The organism is Nocardia sp., assembly GCF_025465275.1.
Lineage (GTDB): Bacteria > Actinomycetota > Actinomycetes > Mycobacteriales > Mycobacteriaceae > Nocardia.
The window spans coordinates 103,048-113,066 of the sequence record NZ_JAODNK010000034.1 but is presented as its reverse complement, the minus strand read 5'-3'; the positions used below and the strand labels follow the sequence as shown (position 1 = coordinate 113,066).

General features: G+C 65.9%; 7 protein-coding genes and 1 pseudogene. 3 read left to right on the top strand and 5 right to left on the bottom strand.

Going from position 1 to position 10,019, the window contains the following annotated elements:
• From JWN03_RS08935 to JWN03_RS08925, 3 genes and pseudogenes are all read right to left on the bottom strand, one after another.
• Window positions 1-451: pseudogene (locus tag JWN03_RS08935) on the bottom strand (hypothetical protein); the annotation flags it as partial.
• 599 nt (window positions 452-1,050) lie between these two features.
• Window positions 1,051-2,502, bottom strand: a complete 1,452-nt coding sequence (locus JWN03_RS08930; RefSeq protein WP_297612465.1) for an amidase — start codon at window positions 2,500-2,502, stop codon at window positions 1,051-1,053.
• A 286-nt stretch (window positions 2,503-2,788) separates the two neighbouring features.
• Window positions 2,789-4,030, bottom strand: a complete 1,242-nt coding sequence (locus JWN03_RS08925) for a site-specific integrase (RefSeq protein WP_297612462.1) — start codon at window positions 4,028-4,030, stop codon at window positions 2,789-2,791.
• Window positions 4,031-4,122: 92 nt separating this feature from the next.
• On the opposite strand from JWN03_RS08925, the gene JWN03_RS08920 reads away from it, so the two are divergent.
• Window positions 4,123-5,367 carry an epoxide hydrolase family protein gene (locus tag JWN03_RS08920; protein ID WP_297612459.1) on the top strand — a complete coding sequence of 415 codons (1,245 nt, stop codon included), beginning with the start codon at window positions 4,123-4,125 and terminating at the stop codon, window positions 5,365-5,367.
• A gap of 193 nt (window positions 5,368-5,560) precedes the next feature.
• On the opposite strand, the gene JWN03_RS08915 is transcribed toward JWN03_RS08920, so the two are convergent.
• Window positions 5,561-6,763 carry a hypothetical protein gene (locus JWN03_RS08915; RefSeq protein WP_297612456.1) on the bottom strand — a complete coding sequence of 401 codons (1,203 nt, stop codon included), beginning with the start codon at window positions 6,761-6,763 and terminating at the stop codon, window positions 5,561-5,563.
• A 583-nt stretch (window positions 6,764-7,346) separates the two neighbouring features.
• On the opposite strand from JWN03_RS08915, the gene JWN03_RS08910 reads away from it, so the two are divergent.
• Window positions 7,347-7,910, top strand: a complete 564-nt coding sequence (locus tag JWN03_RS08910; RefSeq protein ID WP_297612454.1) for a hypothetical protein — start codon at window positions 7,347-7,349, stop codon at window positions 7,908-7,910.
• Window positions 7,911-8,076: 166 nt separating this feature from the next.
• A complete protein-coding gene (locus tag JWN03_RS08905; RefSeq protein WP_297612453.1) occupies window positions 8,077-8,769 on the top strand; it encodes a class I SAM-dependent methyltransferase in 693 nt (230 codons plus the stop codon).
• A 14-nt stretch (window positions 8,770-8,783) separates the two neighbouring features.
• Here the strand turns inward: JWN03_RS08905 and JWN03_RS08900 are convergent, their stop codons facing one another.
• Complete coding sequence (locus JWN03_RS08900; protein WP_297612451.1) at window positions 8,784-9,722, bottom strand: hypothetical protein; 939 nt, start codon at window positions 9,720-9,722, stop codon at window positions 8,784-8,786.
• Between the last annotated feature and the right edge of the window lie 297 nt (window positions 9,723-10,019).

Sequence of the window (10,019 nt, the reverse complement as noted above, 5' to 3'; positions counted from 1 at the left end):
CGAGCTCCCAATGCGTGGGGTTCTGGCAGGCCGTTTCGTCGCAGGTGTGTGCGATGACGGGGTCCTCGCCGGGGCGGGGCCGGATGACGCCGCAGGTCAGCTGCCAGCCGTACACGTGGGCGGTTACCACGATCCGCGGCCCGTGGGTGCGGCCGGCCTTGAGCTTGCCGTGCCCGGTGCTGCTGATCGCGCCGACGTAGTACCAGCACTGATCGTCGCGGCGGCGGTAGACCTTCGCGGCGTACCGCTCGCGGGTCGGGGCGTGGTCGAGCAGCTGCTGCCACACCGCGCTCGGGACGGCTCCGGCCCGGCCGCGGCCGGGCCCGCCAGCGGGGCCCTCGACGAGGGCGAGCTGCTCGGCCGGGCCGAGGTCGATCAGCTGCAGCGCCGGCGGTGCGGCCACCGGTGGGGTGGTGGCCGGCTCGCCGAACAGCTCGCCCTGTACGCCCATGTCGTCACCGTATGATGGGTGGCTGACAGATCGCCTCGTTGCGGTCCGGGCCGAGGCTGGTCTCACCGGCCCAACCCCGTGGTGGTCGTGTGAGCGCAGTGCGGGTAACGATCGCGCTTGTGACAGCGCCGCCAGGTTCCCCACCCGACACCGATGCGTGCTTTGGTCCCGTCTGCTTGGCGGATCACGAGGGTGGGCAGCACGTTGACGCCGCCGGTCGGCGCCCACCGGTCCGTTACCGTTCCGCGCGGTTCCGGCTGGCGACACCCGGCCGCGCCCACGATGGTGGCTAACACCAGCACTGCGACGATGCGACGAACCATGGGACGAGCCCTTCTGGGGGTGGGAACCGAATACGCCTGAAAGGGGCCGTGGCGGTTGTTCCCGCTGGTCAGTGGAAAGACAACATCCTTGGTGGACCTTCGGTGTTCGCATCAGACGCGAAGGCTTCGCGTCTGATGCGAACACGATCCGGCTGTCGAGGCGACTGGACAGCCGGCATGGCCGGTCCCGCGTGCCAGGCCGCGAGCGTCAGGACCAGGCCCCAGCCCTCGCTCGTCATCCGCACCTCATCCTCGACGGACACCCGGTAGTACGCCCTACCTCGGTGCCTGGAAGCCGCCGATCTTCTGCTCGAGCAGTTCGGCCAGCCGCAGCGGGGTGCGGTCCTCGAACATCGGGCCGATGAGCTGCACTCCCACCGGCAGGCCCTCGGAGGCCCGGCCCGCTGGTATGGCGGTGGCGGGCAGGCCGGGCATGGTGGCCAGACCAGCCCAGACAAGCTGGTCGAAGTACGGGTACTCGACGCCATCGATGTCGATCCGGCGTTCCAACAGATCGGGGTTGTGGTCGTGCGGGAACGCGGGAGTCGGCGTGATCGGACACACCACGGCATCGAACTCGGCGAAGAGCTGCCGCCAGTCGCGGCGGTGGAGTTCTCGACGGTTGTTCGCCTCGACCCAGTCGCGGTGGCTGAGCACCATGCCGCGCCACCGCGCCGCATCGAGACTCCGGTCGTCCACGCTCAGGGCGGCGGCGTGGGTCCGCAGCTGCTCGTACACGTCGACGGGAAGACCTGCGGCGGCGTTCGACAGCATCAGCTGCATGTAGATCGTTGCGGCCTCGGTGAGATCCGGCAGCAGCGAACTGTGCCGTTCGACGCGGGCGCCCTCGTCGGCGAGCGCCTCGGCGACCCGGTTCACGCCCGCCCGCACCGCCGATCCGGTCGGAATGAGCGGATGGTCCTCGATGATCAGGACACGGAAGTCCGACAATCGCTCGTGGCGCGCGGGCGGCACTGCGATGTCGTAGGCGACGCCGTGGGTCAGCGGGTCCGGTCCGGCCATCACGTCGAGCAGCAGCGTGAGGTCGCGGGCGGTGCGCGCCATCGGGCCGACGACGGCGAGGTCGAGGTCGATCGGCAAGGCCGGCGCGGGCGGCGCGACCATGCCGCGGGTCGGCGCCAGCCCGAGTGTCGGCTTGTGCGCGTAGATCCCGCAGAAATGTGCGGGGGTGCGCAGCGAACCGGCGAGGTCGGAGCCGATGGACAGCGCGCCGAATCCGGACGCCAGGGCCGCCGCCGAGCCGCCGGAGGATCCACCCGACGTGCGGTCGTGATCCCACGGATTGTTGGTGGTGCCGTAGATCTCGTTGAAGCTCTGGATATCTCGCAGAGTCAACGGCACATTGGTCTTACCGAGCAGCACCGCGCCGGCCGCTTTCAGCCGCGACACCTGTACCGCGTCCTCGGCCGGCACATAGTTCGCGTGCTGCGGCATGCCCCAGGTCGTGGGCAGTCCGGCCATGTCGTAGGACTCCTTGACCGTCACCGGAATGCCGAGCAGCGGCCGGTCCTCGCCGCGGGCGCGCGCCTGGTCGGCGTGGCGCGCGGCGGCCCGTGCGCGGTCGAAGTCCGGCACGCAGATCGCGTTGATCACCTTGTCGTCCCGCTCGATACGGGCGATCGACTCCTCGGTCAGTTCCACCGAGGTCACTGCACCGGCACGCAATGCGGCCAAAAGTCTTTCGGCCGAAAGAAAGCTCCACTCCATGAATTCGACGCTATCGGCCTGCCGCAGTGGGCATAAAATTCCACTTCGCACAACGGGAAGGCCGAACGGGCCACCTTCACTGGCAAAGTCACGTACTCGTCGAAACATCACCCCAGGTCACGGCATCGACAGTGGGTCAGCCCCATTGGTGCAAGCCATGAAATCCTGTTTCGTACAACGGGATAGATGTCTCAATATCCATCAACCCCGTGCTGCATCGGATGCATATCGGAAGATTGGTGACGTACTGGTATTGCATTCAATACCGTTCATCCCAAAAGGCCAGTCAGAGGCCGAGTTTGGTGACGGCGTTGTCTTCCAAGGGGTTTGCGGTGCGGATGTAACCGTGCACGGTGCGGGGGTTGGACCAGCGGCCCTGCCGCATGATTTCGCGGTCGCTGGCGCCGCCGAGGGCGGCCTGCGTGGCGAAGCCGGCGCGGAGGGAGTGGCCGGAGAAGAGGTCGGGGTCCAGGCCGGCTCGGGCCGCATAGCGTTTGACGAGTTCGGCTACGGCGCGGCCGGACATGGGGGAGTCGGCCAGACCGCCGTGGCGGGAGATGGTGGGGAACAACGGGAGTGCCGGATCGGTGAGGGTGGTGCCGGTGAAACCGTGGCAGCGGTGGATGTGTGTGTCGGAGGACGGGTGTCCGGTGAGCCAGGTGCGCAGGTCGCTGTCGGCGAAGTGGGCCTCGCGCAGGCGAATCCAGTCGGCGAAGGCGCACACGGGACAGGTGTGCGGGCGTTGGCCGCGGGGGAGAACCACCCGTTGTTCGTTGACACCGGTGGGGTCGGTCTTGGTGGTGGGGAGGTGGATGAGCAGGAGGGGTTCGCCGCTGGCGTGATCGGTGTCGACGCGGACATCGGTGATGCACAGCCCGGCGATTTCGCTGCGGCGCAGGGCGCCTGCGAAACCGACCAGTAGCAGCAGGCTGTCGCGGCGGCGGGCCGGTTCGGTGGGCCAGCCGGGTGCGGGGAGCTCGGCCAGAAGCTGGTCGAGGGTGTGCAGGAGCACGGGCCGTTTGCGCTTGGGCAGGGTGCGACGGGTGCGACGGATACCGCGCAGCGTCAGGCGGACCACATCGGCGCGCGTAGGGGACGGAAGGCCGTTGGCGGCGTGCACGGCCGCCAGTGCGGCGGACTTGCGTTCGAGAGTGCCTGCGCTGAAGGCCCATTCGCCGTTCGGCCGCCGCGCATCGGCGGCGGCCGCTAGGTAGACGGCCACATCCAGGGCGTCCGCGGGCAGCGCCTGCCGCCCTTCGCTCAGACACCATGCGGCCCAGGCGATCCAGTCGGTCCGATAGGCACGCAGCGTATTCGCGGACTGGGACGCCTCGAGATAGCGGCGCAGCGACCCGGCCTGCTGATCGTCGAAGCGTTCCCGGACCAGGTGCAGCGCCGCGGTATCCACCAGCACACTGCGCACACCGCGCCGCAATTCGGTGCGCACCGCCTCGGGCACCGCGATGACGGCGCCGTGCAGGGTGTCGTCGAGCTGCTCGGTGGGCTGCGCTGCACTGCGACCGGACATGGATTCGACCCTACGGCACCGGGTGGTGCCGGCCCGGTGCACACGACAGTAGTGTCGGGTGGCGAATATTCCCGGCGACTCAGGAGACGAGTTTGCACATCGAAGCCACCCCGGAAAACCGTTCGTTTCCCTTGCTGCAGCAGCCGATTCATGTGCCGGACGAGGTGCTCGACGACCTTCGACAGCGACTGGCGCTGACCCGCTGGTCCGATGATGCGGGCAATGCGGACGGCAGCTATGGCGTGCCCAAGGCGTATCTGCAGCAGCTCGTCGAGTACTGGCGCACCGAGTTCGACTGGCGCACCGCCGAATCCGCCATCAATGCATATGAGCACTACCGGGCCGAAATCGACGGTGTGCCGGTGCATTTCATGCGAAAGCCGGGTGTCGGCCCCGACCCGATCCCGCTGATCCTCACGCACGGCTGGCCCTGGACCTTCTGGCACTGGTCCAATGTCGTGGACGCGCTGGCGGATCCGGGCGCACACGGCGGCGACCCGGCCGACGCCTTCGACGTGATCGTCCCGTCCTTCCCGGGCTTCGGCTTCTCCACGCCCGTCCCTGACCGCCCCGACCTGAATTTCTGGAAGGTCGCCGACCTCTGGCACACGCTCATGACCGGGGTGCTGGGCCACGACAGGTACGCCGCCGCGGGCTGCGATGTGGGCGCGCTGGTCACCGGCCAACTCGGCCACAAATACGCCGACGAGCTCTACGGCATCCACATCGGCTCGGGTCAGCGCCTGGACCTGTTCAATGGCGAACGCGCCTGGGACATCACCGGCGGCCGCCCCATTCCCGAGGGCTTGCCCGCCGACGTGCATGCCCGAATCGTGGAGTTGGAGAAGCGCTTCGCCGTACACCTGTCCGCCCAGATGCTCGCCCCCAGCACCCTCGCGCACGGCCTCTCCGACTCCCCGGCCGGCATGCTGTCCTGGATTCTGGAGCGCTGGACGTCGTGGAGCGACAACCACGGCGATATCGAAACAGTCTTCAGCAGGGACGAATTACTCACCCACGCCACCATCTACTGGGTCACCAATTCGATCAGCACCTCGATGCGGATCTACGCCAACCACAACCGCTACCCCTGGACACCGTCGCACGACCGGCAGCCCGCGATCGAAGCCCCCACCGGCATCACCTTCGTCGCCCACGAGAACCCGCCCGGTGTCTCAACCGCCGACCGAGTCTCACACTTCCTGACCACCGACCGCGCCGACTGGTACAACCACGTCAACCTCACCGCCCACGAGCACGGAGGTCACTTCATCCCCTGGGAGATCCCGGACGAATGGGTGGCTGACTTGCGCCGCACATTCCGCGGACGGCGTTGACGGGCGGAACCATTTGCGGGGGTCTCGAGCTCCACGCGTCTCAGGAAAGGGTCACGATCCTTTGCTGACCCATGCGACAACTCCAAAAAACATGCGGCGAGTGCAGCATGACCCGCGACTGCGTGAAGCGGACGAGGTGCCTCCGTGATTGATTAGTTGCAGGTCTCGGGTGAATCGCGGAGGGCTCGGGGGTTCAGATCAGATCTGTCAGGCAGTCCGATGAAATGGGTAGAGCACCACGGTGTCGGCTGCCTTGCCGCCCACTCTCGGTCAGTACGATTACCCCATGTCCTTTGATCCGGGTGTGCGGCCCTAGGGTGTGTGGCCCCACCGACGCTCGTTCAGCGATACGCGTCGGCGTCATCGCGTCCGGAATTCCGGTGCGGCGCTGGAACTCCGCCCACTGTGCGTCCCATATTTCGGTGTAATCGTCACCACCGGACAGGTTCCTCAATTCCTGCCTCCGGAACTTTTCCCACGCGTCGGACGCGAAGCCGTGGTCGCGCAACCACTCCGACACCGGCTCGGCGCGCAGCCCCCGCTCGGACGGGTGGGGGTCTCCGGACAACGTCAGTCGTTCGTGGACGCAATCGTGGAGGTTGCCATGGCGTAGGGTGTCGCCGTTCTCGGCGATGCACCAGCCACCCCATTCGTAATCGTCCGCTTCCTTGTACCAGTGTGCTGCGCCGAATCGTCGGCTCAGCTGCGCGCAACGTTCCTCCCTGGACGGGCGCGACACTCTGGTGAGCCAGGCCTGTTTGAGGTCATCGGACTGGTTCTCCATGATCGTTTTCCAGAAGTCGGATTCCTGCTCTTCACGGATCCGCTGTTCATCGCGAGGCTGAGGGAAAGCCGACTCTCCGAATATAAGCGTCCAGCCGTCGAGGGCAGGGCTGACATAGACTCGTTCGCACTCCCCCTCATTCCAATGGCCGCGGTTGTTCAGGGCCACAGCGGTGCCCATTGCGATGGTTGCCGGGACCGGATCCGACAGCGCGAACGCGTCGAGTACCGCGGCTTGGTCATCGGTGGGTAGCGCCCACCACAAGCATTTTGTCGCTGCTGGGATGTGCGGAGTCTCGCGTGCGAGTTGACTCATGATGAACCGATGCAACAGCGCCAGGTCGGCGGGTTCGATAGTGTGCCAGCCGATTTCGGCGAGCGCGTGGAGTGCGCTGCGCCGTTCGGGAAGGTGCGATCGTCTGACTTGCTGTAGCAGGGGAACCAGCTGGGGTCCGAACTTGTTGAACGACTTCCCTGCCGAGTCCACTTCGCGCAGTGCGCGCAGCAATGCAGGTATCGCCTTACCGCCTTCGGCGGCCGGCGCATCTGCCGCTGTGCCCTGGGCGCTCTGGTCGGTGGAGTCCAGCTGGGCGATGCAGTGATCGATATCCATTGGTGGTAAGTACTCTCCTCGCAAGCAGCGCCTGATTGACGGCGCTGCGCCGTCCACGGTGCCAGAACCGGCCACAAATGCGGTAAGTGCTGCTGCCTCCACGGCTGGGTGGTCGACCCGATACCGGTCAGATCCGGGGAGAGGCGACGTCTGAATTCGCGGACACCCGATCCTGAAACCGGGTGCTGCCGCCGTTGGAATCGATGGACAAGTGCGGTCTGTAATCATGGACGCGGCCCACCGTTGCCTGTGGCGGGAACTAGCTCGGTGCGTGTGATGATGACGGAATCCCGACAACAGGTGCTCCGGGGCGCCCGAGGTTGTTGTGACCGAACCGGCGGGAGTAAGCGGCGGAGACGGGAGAACCGCACGCGTGGTGCACGATCGGTGCCCTGAGTAGTTCACCGCCGGACTCGGGCTGGGCTCGGGGGCAGGTTGAGTCGCGCTGTCTCGCACCACGTCCGAGTGGTGTCAGCGTCAGCGACGCACCCATGCGGAATATCATGTGCGTCGATCGGCTTGTGAGACGATGCCCTTTGCCGGGCAACGAGTCTGGACTGAGCCAACCTGGTGGGGTGCGAAAGTGGAGTCGGGGAGTTTCCGGCCGGATCTGTCACGTCAGCATCTGGAACGATTTGCCGCGCAGCTTCATGCGGCGATGCCGCCGGCGCTGTGGCGGGTGATCGAGCCGTGGTCGCATCGGCCGTTGCACTGGAATGCCGAGGCGAGTGACGATTCGGGCGATGTGTACGGCCTGGACCGGGCACAGGGCAGCGAGTCGGCCGTGTGTCAGGTCCATGCGCCTATCGCCTGGCACGACATCATTTCCGAACTTCCCGAGGTCTATTTCCGTCATCCTGCCCCGAGTGCGGCGCAGCTGGGCGCGATGTGGAACCTGCTGTCTGCCAGTGGACTTCGTCCCGCGATCCATGTGAACCTGATGCCCTGGCTGCCGGCCTGGACCCACGAGGACGTCGCGGCGGGGGCGTGGGCGGTGGATGTGCTCGGCGTCGCGGCTTCGGGCGGCGAGATCGACTCCGCGTATGCCGATGAGCTGGCGAAAGTGCTCAACGGGCCGAGTATGGAGCTGCCCGTGCGGCCGACCGTGGTTCCCACTCATCAGTGGACCTACTGGCCGACGGCGTGAGAGTAGCGGTGAAATAGCAACTGGCAGAATCGGTTTGGGTAGTGGTCCGGTGCGCCGACGGGTATGATTCACATCGCATCGGGCCGGAGAGAGTACTCCCGCGCCCCAGGCAGAGATACCTGTGCCGAGCGGTTTCGAGCCGCGCGCTTCACGGAGGTCACCTGCTATGGGGATCGATACCACCGCTGCTTCCACCGCCGAACTGGCCGGCGCTCGCGCGTACTCGCGGACCTGGCTACCCGTGTACGACCTATACGTGCTGGGGTTCAACAACCCGTTCGTATGGCGCTGTCCCACAAGACATCTGCGAGCGCTCTACGACGGTAATATCTCGAACGATCATTTGGATGTCGGAGTCGGCACCGGGTATTTCCTGCGCCGCGCGACCTATCCGAGCACTCATCCCCGAATCACACTCGTCGACCTGAGCGAGCATGCGCTGACGGTGACCGCCGACCGATTGCGTGCCCGTGGCCTCGATCCGGAGGCGTATATCGGATCCGTACTACAGCCATTGCCGGTCGAGCCCCGCCGGTACGGTTCGGTGGCTGCGAATCTGCTGATGCACTGTGTGCCGGGGGATTGGGACAGCAAGGGCATCGCGTTCGCGCACATCGCCGATGCCCTCGCCGGTAGCGGCGTATTCTTCGGCTCGACGGTGCTCAATGTGGGGGTACCCAGCAATTGGCTGAGTCGCGCCACCTCGCGGGCGTTCAACTCCCGCGGCATCTTCCACAATGAAACCGACGATCTCGAGGGCCTCCGGAGCGCCCTCGAGCGTGAGTTCAGCGTGGTGGATATCCACATGCGGGGGTCGATGGCACTGTGGACTGCGAGGCATCCGCGCCGCGAGCGGTAATCGTGACGGTGGGTTCAGACTCCCGGGCCACCTTCGGCGTGGAGCATGATCGCCAGCGGATGCACCGGCCTCTTCTGAGAGGTCGGCATGAGGAATGCCGAGGCGTGATAGCGCCCGGCGCCGCCGAGGGTTACGGTGTCTTCGATCAGGGCCGAGGCGTCGGTGCTGATCCTGTCGATATCGAGCTGGCTCAGCAGCTCGGCGACCACACAATCATCGGAGAGCATGTCGGTGAGCTTGCCCCACACCGTGACCGGCACCCGAGTGCCCGGGTCGACGATGACCAGGGTGCCCCCGCCGATGATCATGCCGCGCGTGGATTGCGGGGTGTACTCGCGGTGCGCGAGTTTCACGGTGATTCCATGGACGAACCGCGTACCCGATTCCACGACCATTGCCGAGGACCAGAAGTGGGTGAAATGGTCGGTGCCGGCGGGGAGCACCGACCAGTATGCCTCTGCCCGTGTGCCTTTCGGTCCGGTTCTGGCGTCGTAGTACAGGCTCAAGAAGGCTTGGACATCGTCGGGGTTCATGAATTTGAGCAGATCGCGGATCGGCCGGTACTCGCCGACGCGGCGGCCGTCGCCGATGCTCGCGAGATCGTCTCCGGCACTGGAGGTCTCGACCGTGTCGAGATCCATTATCCAGCTGTTATAGGCGGGTCGCGGCGGGACCGGGCCGGGTCCGAGCCAGACGACGAGTCCGACGGGGACGTCGTCGGGCGTCAGTACCCAGTGGGTGCGGAATTCGAGAGAGCCCGCCGTGGACTGCCGGTCCTTGTGGCGGCCGGAGGCGAGCACTTCCTGGACCAACTGCTCGAACAATACCCGGCCCTCCTTGTTGAATCCGAGGCCCATGTCATCGCGGCGCAGCCTTTTGGCCACACGTAGCCCCGCCGCACTGTGAATGACAAGGTTCTGCTCAGCTGCCAATCGTGTCGCGATGATGTCCACACATAGCCAAGATCCCGGAAAGCGCACGCAGAAAGCGTAGTCAATCCCCGATCAAGTATCCGCATCGCCGAAAGCGGTGCAGCACAAGGGGTTTGCTGTTCGATTACCGAAGTATTCGTCATGCGGTTGTGCTATAGTGCGAAGGCACCGGCTGGAGAGAGATCGCTCCCATCCCGGAAGCAGAGTCCCGATTCGGGGACGCGGCTTTCGGTTGTATGTGATGAGAAGGATCGCCAGCAATGTCCGTGCAAAGCATCATTCACCGGCGCGTCGTCGCACCAGAGCCATGCGCGGCGC

Coding starts and splice junctions, on each gene's coding strand:
- JWN03_RS08930 (WP_297612465.1), bottom strand. CDS start 2,502: ATGGAGTGGAGCTTTCTTTCGGCCGAAAGACTTTTGGCCGCATTGCGT.
- JWN03_RS08925 (WP_297612462.1), bottom strand. CDS start 4,030: ATGTCCGGTCGCAGTGCAGCGCAGCCCACCGAGCAGCTCGACGACACC.
- JWN03_RS08915 (WP_297612456.1), bottom strand. CDS start 6,763: ATGGATATCGATCACTGCATCGCCCAGCTGGACTCCACCGACCAGAGC.
- JWN03_RS08905 (WP_297612453.1), top strand. CDS start 8,077: ATGGGGATCGATACCACCGCTGCTTCCACCGCCGAACTGGCCGGCGCT.